11 protein-coding genes are annotated in these 17636 nt (G+C 71.4%); 9 read left to right on the forward strand and 2 right to left on the reverse strand.

From position 1 onward, the window contains the following. Positions 1 to 55: 55 nt before the first annotated feature. Together ABZW03_RS20830 and eccCa are read right to left on the reverse strand one after the other, a co-directional pair. Positions 56 to 1459, reverse strand: a complete 1404-nt coding sequence (locus tag ABZW03_RS20830) for an APC family permease (protein ID WP_355260143.1) — start codon at positions 1457 to 1459, stop codon at positions 56 to 58. Between the two features lie 491 nt (positions 1460 to 1950). Further along, positions 1951 to 5895 (reverse strand): type VII secretion protein EccCa, encoded by a 3945-nt coding sequence (eccCa, locus tag ABZW03_RS20835; protein WP_355260146.1) that lies wholly within the window; start codon positions 5893 to 5895, stop codon positions 1951 to 1953. A gap of 360 nt (positions 5896 to 6255) precedes the next feature. Between eccCa and eccD the strand changes: the two genes are divergently transcribed. The 9 genes from eccD to ABZW03_RS20880 all read left to right on the forward strand — a co-directional run bounded on the left by eccD (position 6256) and on the right by ABZW03_RS20880 (position 17323). Beyond that, on the forward strand, positions 6256 to 7716 hold the full coding sequence (gene eccD / locus ABZW03_RS20840; protein WP_355260149.1) for a type VII secretion integral membrane protein EccD: 1461 nt from the start codon (positions 6256 to 6258) through the stop codon (positions 7714 to 7716). A 222-nt stretch (positions 7717 to 7938) separates the two neighbouring features. Next, positions 7939 to 8229 (forward strand): 30S ribosomal protein S15, encoded by a 291-nt coding sequence (gene rpsO, locus ABZW03_RS20845; protein WP_209416808.1) that lies wholly within the window; start codon positions 7939 to 7941, stop codon positions 8227 to 8229. Between the two features lie 454 nt (positions 8230 to 8683). Then, entirely contained in the window at positions 8684 to 10891 is a 2208-nt protein-coding gene (locus tag ABZW03_RS20850; RefSeq protein ID WP_355260153.1) for a polyribonucleotide nucleotidyltransferase, read from the forward strand. A gap of 119 nt (positions 10892 to 11010) precedes the next feature. Then, positions 11011 to 12363, forward strand: a complete 1353-nt coding sequence (locus tag ABZW03_RS20855) for a pitrilysin family protein (protein WP_355260156.1) — start codon at positions 11011 to 11013, stop codon at positions 12361 to 12363. Between the two features lie 32 nt (positions 12364 to 12395). Next, complete coding sequence (gene dapB, locus ABZW03_RS20860) at positions 12396 to 13142, forward strand: 4-hydroxy-tetrahydrodipicolinate reductase (protein WP_355260159.1); 747 nt, start codon at positions 12396 to 12398, stop codon at positions 13140 to 13142. Positions 13143 to 13167: 25 nt separating this feature from the next. Further along, positions 13168 to 13626 carry a tetratricopeptide repeat protein gene (locus ABZW03_RS20865; RefSeq protein ID WP_355260162.1) on the forward strand — a complete coding sequence of 153 codons (459 nt, stop codon included), beginning with the start codon at positions 13168 to 13170 and terminating at the stop codon, positions 13624 to 13626. Beyond that, positions 13623 to 14354 carry an FAD-dependent thymidylate synthase gene (gene thyX / locus ABZW03_RS20870; protein WP_355260165.1) on the forward strand — a complete coding sequence of 244 codons (732 nt, stop codon included), beginning with the start codon at positions 13623 to 13625 and terminating at the stop codon, positions 14352 to 14354. The genes ABZW03_RS20865 and thyX overlap by 4 nt, the downstream gene beginning before the upstream one ends. A gap of 215 nt (positions 14355 to 14569) precedes the next feature. Beyond that, entirely contained in the window at positions 14570 to 15469 is a 900-nt protein-coding gene (gene dapA / locus ABZW03_RS20875; protein ID WP_355260168.1) for a 4-hydroxy-tetrahydrodipicolinate synthase, read from the forward strand. A gap of 168 nt (positions 15470 to 15637) precedes the next feature. Continuing rightward, positions 15638 to 17323 carry a ribonuclease J gene (locus tag ABZW03_RS20880; RefSeq protein WP_355260171.1) on the forward strand — a complete coding sequence of 562 codons (1686 nt, stop codon included), beginning with the start codon at positions 15638 to 15640 and terminating at the stop codon, positions 17321 to 17323. The last annotated feature ends 313 nt before the right edge of the window (positions 17324 to 17636 follow it).

A 17636-nucleotide genomic window follows, 5' to 3' on the forward strand; every position in this document is an offset into this window, starting at 1 on the left:
CGGGGGCGGGGGGAGGCCCGGGGCGCCGCTGTGTGGGGGGTGGGGGAGGTGGGGGTCAGTCCTGCTGGTCCTCGGGGAGGCTGATCACCCAGCGGGTGTCCTGCCGGGGGCGCAGGTAGAACAGCCAGTAGAGGGCGCCGGCGGCGGTGATGCCGCCGGTCCACAGCAGGGGCTCGGTGTCCAGCTGGGTGATCACGTAGACCAGGACGGCGATCAGCACCACCGGGACGGCCGGCCACAGCGGCATCCGCCAGGCGGCGGCGTGCTTGTGGTGGGCGCGGCGGGAGAGCAGCGCGGCGATCGCGACCAGCAGGTACATCCCGGTGACGGCGACGCCGGTGATGCTGCTCAGCAGCTCGCCCTTGACGAAGCAGAGCGCGGCGCCGGGCAGGCCGACCGCCAGGGTGGCGATCCACGGCGAGCCGAACCGGCCGAGGGTGGCGAAGGCCTTGTTGACCGGCTCCGGCCAGGCCTTGTCGCGGGCGGAGGCGAACAGCACCCGGGAGTTCTGGATGACCATGACGATGCCGGCGTTGATGATGGCCAGCGCGACGCAGAGGCTGATGAAGGTGCCGACCGCGGAGTTGCTCCAGGCGGTGACCATGCCGGAGATGTCGCCGGCGGCCAGGGTCTGCAGGTCGGGGGCGCCCACGGTGATGGCGACGACCGGCACCAGGATGACGGCGGAGGAGATGCCGAGCGTCCACAGCACGGTGCGCGAGACGTTGCGGCGGGGGTTCTCCAGCTCCTCGGAGAGGTAGACCGCGGTGGAGAACCCCTGGGTGATGAACAGGGCGATGCCGAGCGCACCGACGATGGCGCCCACGCTCACCGTGGTGGTGGCGCCGCCCTCCCCGGCGACCACGCCGTGCAGCAGGCTGGGGGCGTCGCTGCTGGTGTGGGCGAAGCCGAGCACCGAGACCACGCCGGCCGCGACGACCTCCAGCACCAGGAAGACGCCGGTGATCCAGGCGTTGGCGCGCAGGTCGAGCAGGCCGGCCAGGGTGGCGGCCAGCATCACGGCGGCGCCGGTCATGGCCTTGTCGAGGTGCAGGACGGGGGCGAGGTAGTCGGCGGTGCCGAGGGCGATGACCGACGGGACGATCATCACCACGATCAGCGAGAGCACGAACACCAGCCAGCCCATCAGCCGCCCGGCCAGGGTGCCGACCATCGCGTACTCGCCGCCGGCGCTGGGGATCAGGGTGCCGAGCTCGGAGTAGCAGAACGCGACCGCGACGCAGAGCACGGTGCCGATCGCGATGGCCAGCGCGGTGGCGCTGCCGATGCTGGAGAACAGCTCCGGCACGATCACGAAGAGCGTCGAGGCGGGCGTGACGCAGGACAGCGTGAGCAGGGTGCCGCCCACGACGCCGATCGAGCGCTTGAGCTGTTGGGGCGCGGCCGCCTCGGCCACCGTGGCGGCTACGTTCTGTGGCGGGCGAAGCGTGTCGGTCATGTGGCTTCCGATCGGCTCTGTGCGGTGCTGGAGAGGGAGCGGTATCGCCTCCGCTGGCTGGTTGCTCGGTGTCCGGTTCCAGTCGCTCCCGGGCCGCAATGGAACCGTGGGCGTATTGACCGCGTCAACGCGGGAACTGCTTCGGAATCCGTTGCGGAGAACGGCATAGGCATGCGATCCGGTGATCACGTTCGGTCATTGCGAGCTTTGTCCGACTTGTTACCTCAGCCACATCGCGAATGAATCGAAGGTGAACAAACGGGATGGCTCGGTCATTCAAAGGCCGCATCCCGGGTGGGCGGCGACACGCCAGGCGGCCTCGAAACCGCCCGGCAACTCCCCGGCCGGGTACGGGAACCGCAGCCGGTGCCCGGAAAGAACTCTGTAACGTTTCAGCACCTGGGACGCCGAAGGGGCCGGACTTCGCGAGTCCGACCCCATCGATCACCGTCCGTGACGGTCTGCGCGGTCGCGCCGCGCGACCGGCGCCGCTACGCCACCGGCAGCCAACCGGTCTGCACCATCTGCCCGCTGGTCACCCGGCGCGACACGAAGACGCCTCGGCCCGGCGGCAGCGGCTGCGGCTTGACCGTCCCCAGCAGCGCGCCCTCGTCCCGGTTGCCGGAGAGGATCACGCCCTGGCCGCCGAGCTCGCGCATCCGCTGCAGCACCGGCTCGTACAGCGAGCGGCCGGCGCCGCCCGCGCTGCGGGCGACGATCACCCGCAGGCCGATGTCGCGGGCGAACGGCAGGAACTCGGCCAGCGGCGCCAGCGGGTTGCCCGAGCTCGTCGAGACCAGCTCGTAGTCGTCGACGATCACGAACATGTCCTTGCCGCTGTACCAGCTGCGGTTGCGCAGCTGCTCGGCGGTCACGTCCGGGCCCGGCAGGCGGCGCGAGCAGGCGCCGCGCAGCATGTCGACGATGGCCGCCATGGCCGGCTGCGCGGCCGCGTACTCCACCAGGTACTCCGGCGGCACGGTGCCGAGCAGCGCGCGCCGGTAGTCGCCGACCACGATGCCCGCCTGGTCCGGGGTGTAGCGCTCGGTGATCTGCTTGATCAGCATCCGCAGCACCGCCGACTTCCCGGACTCGGTGTCGCCGAAGACGATGAACAGCGGGTCGGTCTCGAAGTTGACGAAGACCGGCGCCAGCTCCGCCTCGTCCACGCCGAAGGCCACGCCGCGCTCCGGGTGCTCGAAGCCCTTCGGCAGCGAGAGGCCGTCCAGGACGGCCGGCAGCATCCGCACCTGCGGGGCGCGCGGGCCGCTCCAGGCCCCGTCGACGGCGCTGACCAGCCCGGCCACGCCGTTCTGGAGGTCGTCCACCGAGGAGGAGCCGTCCAGGCGCGGCAGGCCGGACAGGAAGTGCAGCCGCTCCGGGGTGATGCCGCGCCCGGCCAGCGCCGGGACGTTCTGCGCCACCCGGCGGTCGACCTCGGACTCCATCGCGTCACCGAGCTTCAGCTCGGTCCGGTTCTGCAGCAGGTCCTTCAGCGCCGGGCGCACCTCGGCGTACCGGGCCGCGGTGACGACCAGGTGCACGCCGTAGCCGAGACCGCGCTGGGCGATGTCGCCGATCACCGGCTCCAGGCCCTCGAACTCCTGCTTGAAGGTGTTCCAGCCGTCGATCACCAGGAAGACGTCGCCGAAGGCCTCGTCCGGCAGCTGGCCGGCCGCCCGGCGGGCCCGGTAGGTGGCGATGGTGTCGATCCCGGCGACCCGGAACAGCTCCTCGCGCCGGTTGAGCACCCCGTGCACCTCGGAGACCATCCGGCGCACCTTGTCCACGTCCAGGCGCCCGGCCACCCCGCCGACGTGCGGCAGCCCGGCCAGCGACTGGAAGCTGCCCGCACCGAAGTCGAGCAGGTAGAACTGCACCTCCAGCGGGGTGTGGGTGAGGCCGAACGAGGCCACCATGGTGCGCACCACGGTCGACTTGCCGGAGCGCGGACCGCCCACGACCAGGCCGTGGCCGGCCGCCCCCGCGTAGTCGACCTTCAGGATGTCCGTCTTCTGCTCGCGCGGCTTGTCCACGATGCCGATCGGCACCCGCAGCCGGCCCACCGGGTAGCCGGGCGCGGTCAGCCCGCGCTCCGGCACGACCTGCAGCGGCGGCAGCAGGTGGTCCATGCTCGGCGCCTCGTCCAGCGGCGGCAGCCAGACCTGGTGCGCGGCCGGGCCCTGGCCGGACATCCGCTGGACGAACACGTCCAGCACGGTGTCCACCAGCGCGTCGTCCTGCTCCGGGGCCTGCGGCGCGACCTCCTCCTCCACCGGGTCCGGCAGGTCCACGAAGGCCGCGGTGAACTCCACCGGGCGCGCGTTGACCCGCCGCCCGCCGGTCGACCGCTGCTGCCCCGGCGCCCGGTACGGCCCCGAGACGTAGGCGGCCTTGAACCGGTCCATCACGTCCTCGCCGAACTTGAGGTAGCCGACGCCCGGCACCGGCGGCAGGTGGTAGGCGTCCGGCACGCCGATCGCGGCCCGGGACTCCGCGGCCGAGAAGGTGCGCAGACCGATCCGGTACGAGAGGTAGGTGTCCAGGCCGCGCAGCTTGCCCTCCTCCAGACGCTGCGAGGCCAGCAGCAGGTGCACGCCCAGGGAGCGGCCGATCCGGCCGATCTGGATGAACATCTCGATGAAGTCGGGCTTGGCGGTGAGGAGTTCGGAGAACTCGTCGATGATCAGCACTAGCGAGGGCAGCGGGTCCAGCGCCGCGCCGGCCGCCCGGGCCCGCTCGTACTCGTGGATGTTGGCGTAGTTGCCCGCCGAGCGCAGCAGCTCTTGGCGGCGGTGCAGCTCGCCCTCGATCGCGTCGCGCATGCGGTCGACCAGGGTGAGCTCGCCCTCCAGGTTGGTGATCACCGCGGAGGTGTGCGGCATGTCCGCCATGCCGGAGAAGGTCGCACCGCCCTTGAAGTCGGCGAGGACGAAGTTCAGGATCTCCGAGGAGTGGGTCATCGCCAGCGCCAGCACCAGCGTGCGCAGCAGCTCCGACTTGCCGGAGCCGGTCGCGCCGACGCACAGGCCGTGCGGGCCCATGCCCTCCAGCGCGGCCTCCTTGATGTCCAGGTAGACGTGCTCGCCGTTGGCGCCGACTCCGATCGGCACCCGCATCCGCTCGTGCTGGGCGCGCGGGCGCCAGCTGCGGGCCACGTCGAAGGAGCCCGGGTCGCCCGAGCTCATCATGTCGGTGAAGTCGAGGTTGGACAGCAGCGGCTCGTCGTCCCCGCCGGCCGAGATCCGGTACGGCGCCAACTGCCGCGCCAGCGCCTCGGACTGCCACACCGAGAGCAGGTCCGGCTTGCCGGTGTACGTCGCGCCGGAGGCCGAGCGCAGCACCAGCTCCTCGGCGCCGACCGTGATCATCAGGTGTCCGCTGGGCTCGTCGACCTCGCCCGGCACCACCTCGATGACCGTCACGCCCTGCACGCCCTCCGGGCTCGCCAGCAGCGAGTCGTGCGGCACCCCGGCGCCGTCCATGACGACCACCAGGTGCGGCTGGTCGGCCGGCGGGGCCACCTCGCGCACGAAGCGCTGGCGGCCGGCCAGCTCGTCCTGGAGCAGGTACTCCAGGTCGCCCAGGTCGCTGGCGAACAGCCGGCGCGAGCCCGCGCCGTCGGCCTCCTTGCGGTGCTGGTTGTGCGGGAGCCACTTGGTCCACTCCCACTCCTCGGCCGCACCGGGCGCGGCCGCGACCGCCACCATCAGGTCGTCCGGCGAGTGCAGGGTGGTCAGCTGGGCGATCATCGCGCGCACGTTCCCGTACACCGAGTCCGGGTCCCCGCACACCGTGATGTGGTAGAAGGCCCGCAGCGAGACCGCCAGCGGCAGGTCCTGGAGGGTGCCGTGCGCCTTCAGGAAGGAGTGCATCGCGGCCGCCGACAGCGGCTCCAGCTCGTCCATCGGCGCGGTCTGCGGCGCCACCAGCGGGGTGGACAGCTGCACCGGCCCGAGGCCCACCCGGATCTGCGCGAAGTCGCCGTCCCCGGTGCGCCGCTCCCACAGCCGCCGGCCGTCCTCGACGATCGACCAGAGCTGGTCCGGCGCCGGGTTCAGGAACAGCAGCGCGCCGCGCTGGCGCTCGGCCGTGCGGCGCACCTGGCGGCGGGTCTGCTGGAGGTACTTCAGGTAGTCGCGCCGCTCGTCCGCCATCGCGGTCGAGCCGCCCTTGCGGGCCCGGACGATCTGCGCCAGCACCATGCCGAGCGTCGAGGCGATCATCAGACCGCCCATGATCTTCATCGGCGCCGCGGCCCCCGGCGAGAAGAAGAACACCGCCGAGCCGCCCATGCCCATCATCGGCAGGATGCTCATCAGCCAGTCCTCGCCGCCCTGCCGGGGCAGTTCGGGTGGGCTCACCAGCTCCACCGGCTCGTCCGGCACGGTGGGCGGGTACGCCCTGGCCGGTCGCTTGACCGTGATCACACCCATGTGTCATCCACCCCGCGGCGTCGATCGATCACTTCGGCATCAGCCCTCATGCGATTTGCGTACGGTCCGTACGGGAATCCGGTGGCTGAGGACGCCCCACCCAGCGCAGCCCCCGTACCTTTGCGCAGGCGCCGATCCTAACGGTCGCTCCCGCACCGCCCGCCAGGGCCCGGTACGCACCGGCAGCGGACACGAACCGAACGGGTAGGGTAACGCCGCGCCAACTCGCGGCCCGGCCGGGCCGGTTCCACAGCAACACCGAGCGCCGCCGGGCCTCGGCACCGTCAACAAGGGGGAGCGCCAAGTGCGTCGAAGGATCGAGGTGGGGGCCCTCGCGGGCGACCGCCGTGAGGGGGCCGCATGAGCGCCGCCGCCGCGACGGGCTACTGCCGGGTGACCGTCGTCGCCCCGGACCGCCGGATCGACGTCGCCCTGCCCGAGGACGTCCCGCTCGCGGACGTCTACCCCGAGGTGCTGCGGCTGGCCAACCAGAGCCAGCCCGACGGCACCCCCACCGGCTTCCACCTGGTCCGCCGCGACGGCACGGTGCTGGACAGCGGGCTGCCGCTGGCCGCCCAGCAGGTCCGCGACGGCGACCTGCTGGCGCTGCGCCCCTTCGCCGAGTCGCTCCCGCCGGCCGTCTACGACGACGTCGCCGACGCGATCGCCAGCGCCGTCGAGGCCGACCGCCGGTTCTGGACCGCCGAGCTGATGCGCGGCTTCGGCCTGATCGGCGCCGGGGTGCTGCTCACCCTGCTCGGCTTCGCGCTCTGGTTCTCCGACCTGCGCCACGACATGCACGGCCTGCCCGGCGTCCTGGCCGGCGTCACCGCCGTCGTGCTCACCGCGTTCGCCGGGGTGCGCGCCCGGGTCTACCAGGACGCCCACGCGGCCGTCGCGCTCGGCCTCGGCGCGCTGCCGCACGCCATGATCGGCGGCAGCGGCCTGATCGCCGTCGCCCACCCGGGGGACGGCCCCGGCCGGCTCCAGTTCCTGGCCGGCTGCGTCGCCGTCCTGGTGGTCGCCGTACTGCTGGCCGGCCTGCTGCCGGAGAAGGACGCGGTGTTCGTCGCCGCCGCCCTGGTCTCCACGGCCGGCGCACTCGCCACCTTCGCGGCCGTCCTGCTGCCGGAGACCCCGGCCGGGCACATCGCCGCCGTCACCGGGGTCGCCGCCGTCGCCGTGGTCGGCTTCCTGCCCAGCCTCTCCGCCCGCTTCGCCCGGCTGCCGGTCGGCTTCAGCGCCCCCGGCCAGACCCGCACCCGCAGCCGCGACTACGACGAGGAGGCCGAGCGCGCCGAGGCCGTCCAGTACGAGCGGATCGCGCACCAGGCCCGCCGCGGCCACGAGGTGCTGGTCGGCCTGGTCGGCGGCTGCGCCGCGGTCGTGGTCGGCGCCTGCGCCGTCCTCGGCTTCACCGACGAGACCTTCCCCGAGCTGCTCGCCCTCGCCCTGGGCCTGACCACCATGCTGCGCGCCCGGCTGTTCCGCTACACCGCGCAGGTGCTCAGCCTCACCGTGGCCGGCCTGCTCGGCCTGAGCCTGCTGATCGTCGGGCTCTCCCTGCACACCCCGCAGTTCTTCCTGCGGGCGGCCGGCTCCACCACCGAGCTCGACCTGCGCACGATCTGGCTGACCGCCTCCATCGCCTTCGGCGCCGCGCTGCTCACCGCGATCGCCCTGGTGGTGCCGCGGCTCGGGGTCTCCCCGTTCTGGGGGCGCATCCTGGACCTGGTGGACAGCCTCACCCTGATCTCGCTCGTCCCGCTGGCGCTCGCCGTCCTGGACGTCTACCGGCTGGTCCGCGGCGCCACCAGCTGACCCGGCGGCCGCCCGCCGCCGCTCCCGCAGCGCCCCACTGCCGCCCACCGGGCCCGCCGAACGGCCGGGTGGGCGGCACTGGTACGCTTGGCCTCCGAGCGCAGCCGTGTGTCCGCAGCCCCAGCGTGGGCCGCAGAGCGCCGGCCGCGCCCGCGACACCGAGTTCTCGATGAGTCCTGTGTTGTCGACCAGGACCGCTCGGTAGACCCCGAAGGAGTTGCAGTGGCTCTCGCCTCTGACGTCAAGAAGCAGATCATCGCCGAGTTCGGCCAGAAGGAGGGCGACACCGGCTCCCCCGAGGTCCAGGTGGCCATGCTCTCCCGCCGCATCTCGGACCTGACCGAGCACCTGAAGTCCCACAAGCACGACCACCACTCGCGTCGTGGCCTGCTGATCCTGGTCGGCCAGCGTCGCCGCCTGCTCCAGTACCTGGCCAAGAAGGACATCGAGCGCTTCCGTACGCTCGTCGACCGCCTGGGCATCCGCCGCGGTGCCGCCGGCGGCGCCCGCTAGTCACGCCGCTCGGGGCGGCTCCCCACACCGGGGAGCCGCCCCTCGCGCGTATGCCGCTGCTGTTGAGCAGCGGCGCCCTGAGATAACAACTCGCGCGCACCTCCCCAGGTGCCCGAGGATTGCACCGTAGGGTTGTGGGCATGCCGGGTGATGGCGCACCAGCGCGCCACCCGGGCAGAAGGACCCGAACCCCCCGCGGGACGAAGGCTTCAAACGGAAGCCGCCCGCATCCGAGAGAGCGTCCAGACGCGGACCGCCCTTCCCGGCCCGGCAGCCGTGAGGCGCCGGTCCTCGGTAGTGGCCGTCGGAACCCCCGCAGACCGAGCGGGGCACTCCGGAGGCTTCGATCGAAGACCGGCCCGACTGCCGCCCTCCCTGACGAGGGCCCGGGGCCCACCGCAGCAGCGCGCGGGGACGCTCTCCCGGAGAACGTACGAAAGAGGAGATCTTCCAGGTGGAAGAGAACGTGTTCTACGCCGAGGCCGTGATCGACAACGGTTCCTTCGGCACCCGTACCATCCGCTTCGAGACCGGCCGCCTGGCCCGTCAGGCCGCCGGTTCCGCCGTGGCCTACCTGGACGACGACACCATGGTGCTGTCGGCCACCAGCGCGTCCAAGCAGCCGAAGGAGCACTTCGACTTCTTCCCGCTGACCGTGGACGTCGAGGAGCGGATGTACGCCGCGGGCCGCATCCCCGGCTCGTTCTTCCGTCGCGAGGGCCGGCCCTCCGAGGACGCGATCCTCACCTGCCGCCTGATCGACCGCCCGCTGCGCCCGTCCTTCGTCAAGGGCCTGCGCAACGAGGTCCAGGTCGTCGTCACCGTGATGGCGCTCAACCCCGACCACCTGTACGACGTGGTCGCGATCAACGCCGCCTCCGCCTCCACCCAGCTGGCGGGCCTGCCGTTCTCCGGCCCGATCGGCGGTGTGCGCGTCGCGCTGATCAACGGCCAGTGGGTCGCCTTCCCGACCCACAGCGAGCTGGAGTCGGCCGTCTTCGACATGGTCGTCGCCGGTCGCGTCCTGCCGGACGGCGACGTCGCGATCATGATGGTCGAGGCCGAGGCCACCGACAAGACCATCAAGCTGGTCGAGGGCGGCGCCGACGCGCCGACCGAGGAGATCGTCGCCTCCGGCCTGGAGGCCGCGAAGCCGTTCATCAAGGTCCTGTGCGCCGCGCAGTCGCAGCTGGCCGCCCAGGCCGCCAAGCCGACCGGCGAGTTCCCGGTCTTCCTGGACTACCAGGACGACGTCCTCGCCGCGCTGACCGCCGCCGTCAAGGACGAGCTCGCCCAGGCCCTGACCATCCCGGGCAAGCAGGAGCGCAACAACGAGCTGGACCGCGTCAAGGCGCTGGCCGCCGAGAAGCTGCTGCCCGAGTTCGAGGGCCGCGAGAAGGAGATCAGCACCGCCTACAACGCGCTGACCAAGAAGATCGTCCGCGAGCGCGTCATCAAGGACAAGGTCCGCATCGACGGCCGCGGCGTCACCGACATCCGCACCCTGGCCGCCGAGGTCGAGGCGATCCCGCGGGTGCACGGCTCGGCCCTGTTCGAGCGCGGCGAGACCCAGATCCTGGGCGTCACCACGCTGAACATGCTGCGCATGGAGCAGCAGCTGGACACGCTCTCCCCGGAGACGCGCCGCCGCTACATGCACAACTACAACTTCCCGCCGTACTCCGTCGGTGAGACCGGCCGCGTGGGCTCGCCCAAGCGCCGCGAGATCGGCCACGGCGCGCTCGCCGAGCGCGCCCTGCTGCCGGTGCTGCCGACCCGCGAGGAGTTCCCGTACGCCATCCGCCAGGTCTCCGAGGCGCTCGGCTCCAACGGCTCCACCTCGATGGGCTCGGTCTGCGCCTCGACCATGTCGCTGCTGAACGCCGGTGTGCCGCTGAAGGCCGCCGTCGCCGGCATCGCCATGGGCCTGATCTCCCAGGAGATCGACGGCGAGACCCACTACGTCACGCTGACCGACATCCTCGGCGCCGAGGACGCGTACGGCGACATGGACTTCAAGGTCGCCGGTACCCGCAACTTCATCACCGCCCTCCAGCTGGACACCAAGCTGAACGGCATCCCGGCGTCGGTGCTCGCCGCCGCGCTGAAGCAGGCCAAGGACGCCCGCCTGCACATCCTCGACGTGATGAACGAGGCCATCGACTCGCCCGACGAGATGTCCCCGAACGCGCCGCGCATCATCACCATCAAGATCCCGGTGGACAAGATCGGTGAGGTCATCGGCCCCAAGGGCAAGATGATCAACCAGATCCAGGAGGACACCGGCGCCGAGATCACGATCGAGGACGACGGCACCATCTACATCGGTGCCGCCGACGGCCCGGCCGCCGAGGCCGCCCGCACCACGATCAACCAGATCGCCAACCCGACCATGCCGGAGGTCGGCGAGCGCTACCTGGGCACCGTGGTCAAGACCACGACGTTCGGCGCGTTCGTGTCGCTGATGCCGGGCAAGGACGGCCTGCTGCACATCTCGCAGATCCGCAAGCTGGCCGGTGGCAAGCGCGTGGAGAACGTCGAGGACGTCCTCGGCGTCGGTGCCAAGGTGCAGGTCGAGATCGCCGAGATCGACCCGCGCGGCAAGCTCTCCCTGATCCCGGTCATCGAGGGCGAGGAGGGCGGCGAGGCCGCTTCCGAGTGAAGCGCCGCTAGCTGACCCCGCGGCCCGTACGCCTCCCGGCGTGCGGGCCGCACCCCGTTGTCCACGCGTTCGTCCGTACGTGCCTGTCCGCACGTGCGTTTCCTCTGGAGGTACCCCCCGTGGCGCAGGCCCCGGCGGTAACGCAGCGTCCCGGCACCACCCGGACCCTGCTCAAGGGCGTCGACGGCGCCGGCACGGTGCGCCGCACCGTCCTCCCCGGCGGCCTTCGGGTCGTCACCGAGACCCTGCCGACGGTGCGCTCCGCGACCTTCGGCATCTGGGTCGGCGTCGGCTCGCGGGACGAGACCCCGCAGCTCAACGGCGCCACCCACTACCTGGAGCACCTGCTCTTCAAGGGCACCGAGCGGCGCAGCGCGCTGGACATCTCGGCGGCCCTGGACGCGGTCGGCGGCGAGATGAACGCCTTCACCGCGAAGGAGAACACCTGCTACTACGCCCGGGTCCTGGACACCGACCTGCCGCTGGCCATCGACGTGGTCTGCGACATGCTCACCGGCTCGCTGATCCGCCCCGAGGACGTGGAGGCCGAGCGCGGCGTCATCCTCGAGGAGATGGCGATGGCCGAGGACGACCCGGGCGACGTGGTGCACGACCTGTTCGCCAAGGTGATCTACGGCAGCGGCCCGCTCGGCCGCCCGATCCTGGGCACCCAGGAGACCATCCGGACGCTCACCCGGGACCAGATCGCCGGCTTCTACCGCCGCCGCTACCGGCCCGAGCACCTGGTCGTCGCCGCGGCCGGCAACCTCGACCACCGCAAGGTGGTCAAGCAGGTCGAGCAGGCCTTCGCGCCGGTGCTGGCGGCCTCCACCGCGGCCCCCGCCGAGGCCCGCCGCGGCGTCAAGGCGCTGCGCACGGCCGGCCGGGTCGAGGTGCTCAACCGCTCCACCGAGCAGGCCCACCTGGTGCTGGGCGTGCCCGGCGTGCCGCGGCACGACGAGCGCCGCTGGGCGATGGGCGTGCTCAACGCGGCCCTCGGCGGCGGGATGAGCTCCCGGCTGTTCCAGGAGGTCCGGGAGAAGCGCGGCCTGGCCTACTCGGTCTACTCGTACTCCTCGTCCTACGCGGACAGCGGCCTGTTCGGCATCTACGCCGGCTGCCAGCCCAAGCGGGTCGAGGAGGTGCTGCGGATCTGCCGCGCCGAGCTGGCCAAGGTGGTCGCCGACGGCATCACCGAGGAGGAGCTGCAGCGGGCGATCGGCCAGATCTCCGGCTCCACCGTGCTCGGCATGGAGGACACCGGCTCGCTGATGAACCGCATCGGCAAGGCCGAACTCAGCTACGGGCACCACCTGTCGGTGGACGACATGCTGGAGCGGATCGCGTCGGTGACCCTGGAGGACGTCCACGCGGTGGCCCGTGATGTGCTGGGCGCGTACCGGCCGTCGCTGGCGCTGATCGGCCCGGTCAACGACAAGCGGGCCGCCAAGCTCGCCGATCTGCTGGTGTGAGACCCGAGACTGCTGGTGAGAGGACTTTCGCTATGACGCTGCGCGTCGCCGTGATCGGCGCCAAGGGCCGGATCGGCTCCGAGGCGGTCAAGGCCGTCGAGGCCGCGCCGGACCTGGAGCTGGTCGCCGCCCTGGGCCGCGGCTCCGACCTGTCGGAGCTGACCCGGGCCGGGGCTCAGGTGGCCGTCGAGCTGACCCACCCGGACTCGGTGATGGGCAACCTGGACTTCTGCCTGCACCACGGCATCCACGTGGTCACCGGCACCACCGGCTGGACGGACGAGCGGCTCGCCACCGTCCGCGGCTGGCTGGACGAGGCCCCGGAGCTCGGCCTGCTGATCGCGCCGAACTTCTCCATCGGCGCCATCCTCGGCATGAAGTTCTCCCAGGTCGCGGCGAAGTACTTCGAGTCGGTCGAGGTGGTCGAGCTGCACCACGATCGCAAGGCCGACGCCCCCAGCGGCACGGCCACCCGCACCGCCCAGCTGATCGCCGCCGCCCGGGCCGAGGCCGGCCGGCCGCCGCAGCAGGACCCGACCACCCACAGCCTGCCCGGCGCGCGCGGCGCCGACGTGGACGGGGTGCCGGTGCACGCGGTACGGCTGCGCGGCCTGCTCGCCCACCAGCAGGTGATGTTCGGCGACACCGGCGAGACGCTCACCATCCGGCACGACTCGCTGCACCACAGCAGCTTCATGCCCGGCATCCTGCTGGGCGTGCGCGAGGTCGTCGGGACGCCGGGGCTGACCTTCGGCCTCGAACACTTCCTGGACCTGTGACCGTGGTGATCCCCAGGAGCGCGTCATGACCTCCCGCACCGGCTTCTTCGTCCTGTCCGGCGTGCTGCTGCTGGTCGCCCTGGTCTGCGTGGGCGAGGGCGTCCAGCTGATCGCGACCGGCAAGCCGCTCGGCATCGGCATCGGGATCTGCGCCTTCGTGATCCCGGTGATCGGCGTCTGGTTCCTGCGCCAGACCGTCCGCTTCGGCCGGGACAGCGAGCGGCTGGCCCGCGAGCTGGAGGCCGAGGGCGGCCTGCCGGTGGACGAGCTGAAGCGCAGCAAGGGCGGGCGGATCGACCGGGCCTCGGCCGACGCGGTGTTCGCCCGCCGCCAGGCCGAGGCACAGGACGCGCCGGGCGACTGGCGCGTCTGGTTCCGCCTCGCCGTGGCCTACGCCGACGCCGGCGACACCCCGCGCGCCCGCAAGACCATGCAGCACGCCATCAAGCTGCACAGCACCGAACCCGCAAGGAGTAACGCGTGAGCGACGAACCGACGGCCCCCAGCTTCCGCAGCGACGTGACGGTGGAGCTGGTCCGCAGCGCCGCCGCCGACTCGGACGTCATCTGGGCGGCCCGGGTCTCGACCGCGGGCGAGCAGTCCCTGGAGGCCGTCCAGCAGGACCCGGAGAAGTCCAAGGGCCTGATCAACTTCCTGATGCGCGACCGGCACGGCACGCCGTTCGAGCACAACTCGATGACCTTCTTCATCAGCGCGCCGATCTTCGTGTTCCGGGAGTTCCACCGGCACCGCAGCGGCTGGTCGTACAACGAGGAGTCCGGCCGCTACCGCGAGCTCCAGCCGGTCTTCTACGTCCCGGGCGAGGAGCGCAGGCTGGTCCAGCAGGGCCGCCCCGGCAAGTACGAGTTCCACGAGGGCACGCCGGAGCAGTACCGGACGACCACCGAGGCGATGGAGGCCGCGTACCGCGAGTCCTACGCCCGCTACCAGGAGATGCTGGCGGCCGGGGTGGCCCGCGAGGTGGCCCGCGCGGTGCTGCCGGTGGGCCTGTTCTCCTCGATGTACGCGACCTGCAACTCGCGTTCGCTGATGCACTTCCTGTCGCTGCGGACCAAGCGGGAGAACTCGGCGGTGCCGTCCTTCCCGCAGCGCGAGATCGAGATGGTCGCCGAGCAGATGGAGGAGCAGTGGGCCCAGCTCATGCCGCTCACCCATGCGGCCTTCGAGAAGCACGGCCGAGTCGCCCCCTGACCTGGGACGACAGGCATATGGGCAGAGTGTCTGGCATGTCTGGATTGCGGCTTTTCTAGCCGCTCCCTACATTCGTGAACACGGATTCCGGTGCTGCCCGAACCCCCGAGCGGGCAGCACCGGAATCCCACGTCCGCGCCGCCGACGCGATACACCTGTCCGAACACCGGACCGGCATGGGTACCGCCCCACCGCCTACGAGTAGCTTTGGACGCATGGCTCCGACCTCCACCCCCCAGACGCCGTTCGGCCGGGTCCTGACCGCGATGGTCACCCCGTTCACCGCCGACGGCGCGCTCGACCTCGACGGCGCCCAGCGCCTCGCCACGCACCTCGTGGACTCCGGCAACGACGGCCTCGTCGTCAACGGCACCACCGGGGAGTCCCCGACCACCAGCGACGCCGAGAAGGCCCAGCTGGTCCGCGCCGTGGCCGAGGCGGTCGGGGACCGCGCCCACGTGGTGGCCGGCGTCGGCACCAACGACACCCACCACAGCGTGGAGCTGGCCCGGCAGGCGGAGGCCGCCGGGGCGCACGGCCTGCTGGTCGTCACCCCGTACTACAACAAGCCCCCGCAGGAGGGCCTGTACCGGCACTTCACGCAGGTCGCCGACGCCACCGGCCTGCCGGTGATGGCGTACGACATCCCGGGCCGCAGCGGGGTCGCGCTGAGCCACGAGACGCTGGTCCGCCTCGGCGAGCACCCGCGGATCGTCGCCAACAAGGACGCCAAGGGCGACCTCGGTGCCGCGGCCTGGGCGATCGCCCGCGCCGACCTCGCCTGGTACTCCGGCGACGACATCCTCAACCTGCCGCTGCTGTCCGTCGGAGCCGTCGGCGTGGTCAGCGTCGTCGGGCACGTGGTGGCGGGGGACCTGCGGGCGATGATCGATGCCTTCCTGGCGGGCGATGTGGTCAAGGCCACGAGCATCCACCAGCGCCTGCTGCCGGTGTTCAGCGGTATGTTCCGCACCCAGGGCGTGATCCTCACCAAGGCCGCGCTGGAGCTCCAGGGCCTGCCTGCCGGCCCGCTGCGGCTGCCGCTGGTCGGCGCGACGCCGGAGGAGATCGAGCGATTGAGGCAGGATCTCGCCGCCGGCGGGGTACACCTCTAGCAGACACGGACGTGCGCGCCCCGGCTCGCCGGACCCCAGGGTCCGCCGCTGGACCGGATCGACGGCGCGAGAGCACAGACCCAGTAGGAAAACGACACTGAGTACGCACGCCATATGTCTCCAGGGGGAGGACCCCGGGCATATGGCGTGCGTCGTGAGGAGAGTCTTTTGAGCCACCCGCACCCCGAGCTCGGCGCGCCCCCGGCCCTGAAGGAGGGCGCCCTCCGCATCACACCGCTCGGCGGCCTCGGCGAGATCGGCCGCAACATGACGGTCCTCGAGTACGGCGACCGCATCCTGATCATCGACTGCGGCGTCCTCTTCCCCGAGGACGAGCAGCCCGGCGTCGACCTGATCCTCCCGGACTTCAGCTACATCCGGGACCGCCTCGACAAGGTCGACGGCATCGTCCTCACCCACGGGCACGAGGACCACATCGGCGCCGTCCCCTTCCTCCTGCGGGAGAACCCGGACATCCCGCTGATCGGCTCCAAGCTGACCCTCGCGCTGATCGAGGCCAAGCTCGCCGAGCACCGCATCCGGCCGTACGTGCTGGAGGTCAAGGAGGGCCAGCGCGAGCGCATCGGCCCCTTCGACTGCGAGTTCATCGCGGTCAACCACTCCATCCCGGACGCCCTGGCGGTGGCGGTCCGCACCCCCGCCGGCATGGTCGTGGCCACCGGCGACTTCAAGATGGACCAGCTGCCGCTGGACGGCCGCCTGACCGACCTGCCGACCTTCGCCAAGCTGGCCGAGGAGGGCATGGACCTGCTGCTGGTGGACTCCACCAACGCCGAGGTCCCCGGCTTCATCCCGCACGAGCGGGACATCTCGGCGGCGCTGCGGAACGTCTTCGCGAACGCCGAGAAGCGCATCATCGTGGCCTCCTTCGCGAGCCACGTGCACCGCATCCAGCAGGTCCTGGACGCCGCGCACGAGTACAAGCGCAAGGTCGCCTTCGTCGGCCGCTCGATGGTCCGCAACATGGGCATCGCCCGCGACCTCGGCTACCTGAAGGTCCCCGGCAACATGGTCGTGGACGTCAAGCAGCTGGACGACCTGCCCGACAAGGAGGTCGTGCTGATCTGTACCGGTTCGCAGGGCGAGCCGATGGCGGCGCTGTCCCGGATGGCCAACCGCGACCACCAGATCCGCATCGTCGAGGGCGACACCGTCGTCCTGGCCTCCTCGCTCATCCCGGGCAACGAGAACGCCGTCTACCGGGTGATCAACGGCCTGACCCGCTGGGGTGCCAAGGTCGTGCACAAGGGCAACGCCAAGGTGCACGTCTCCGGCCACGCCTCGGCCGGCGAGCTGCTGTACTTCTTCAACATCTGCAAGCCGCGCAACCTGATGCCGGTCCACGGCGAGTGGCGCCACCTGCGCGCGGCCGCCGAGCTGGGCATCGCCACCGGGGTGCCGCGCAACCGCGTGGTCATCGCCGAGGACGGCGTCTGCGTCGACCTCGAAGGCGGCGTCGCCCGGATCGTCGGCAAGGTGCAGGCCGGGTACGTCTACGTGGACGGCTCCTCGGTCGGCGACATCAGCGAGGCCTCGCTCAAGGACCGCAAGATCCTCGGCGAGGAGGGCTTCATCTCGGTCTTCGTCGCGGTCGACTCGGCCAACGGCAAGATCGTCGGCGGCCCGACCATCCAGGCCCGCGGCTCCGGCATCGACGACAACGCGTTCGTCCCGGTGGCCGCCAAGCTCCAGGAGGCGCTGGACCGCTCGGCGAGCGACGGCGTGCTGGAACCCCGTCAGGTGCAGCAGCTGGTCCGCCGCACCATCGGCAAGTGGGTCGCGGACAACTACCGCCGCCGGCCGATGATCCTGCCGGTCGTGGTCGAGGTCTGACGCTCGCTCAACACCGGCTGACGCCGGTTTGACGTGGGGCGACCCGGTGCGTAATGTTCTCCGGGTTGCCCCACGGGACGGCCCCTCGGAAACGGGCTCGAATCTGAATTCGAGAACGACCGGGGAAAACGGACCGACGAACTCTGCTAGAGTTCGGGAGCGCCGAAAGGCGAAAGCGAATCGGATGAATGAAACTCCGGAAAACGGAGCGGAAAACATCTGATAAGCTGGAAACACGAAAGAACGAAGCCCGGAGGGCCTGCTGGAAGGCAGTCCGAAGGAAGCGTCCGTTCCTTGAGAACTCAACAGCGTG

Source organism: Kitasatospora sp. NPDC004799 (genome assembly GCF_040609095.1).
Classification (GTDB): domain Bacteria; phylum Actinomycetota; class Actinomycetes; order Streptomycetales; family Streptomycetaceae; genus Kitasatospora.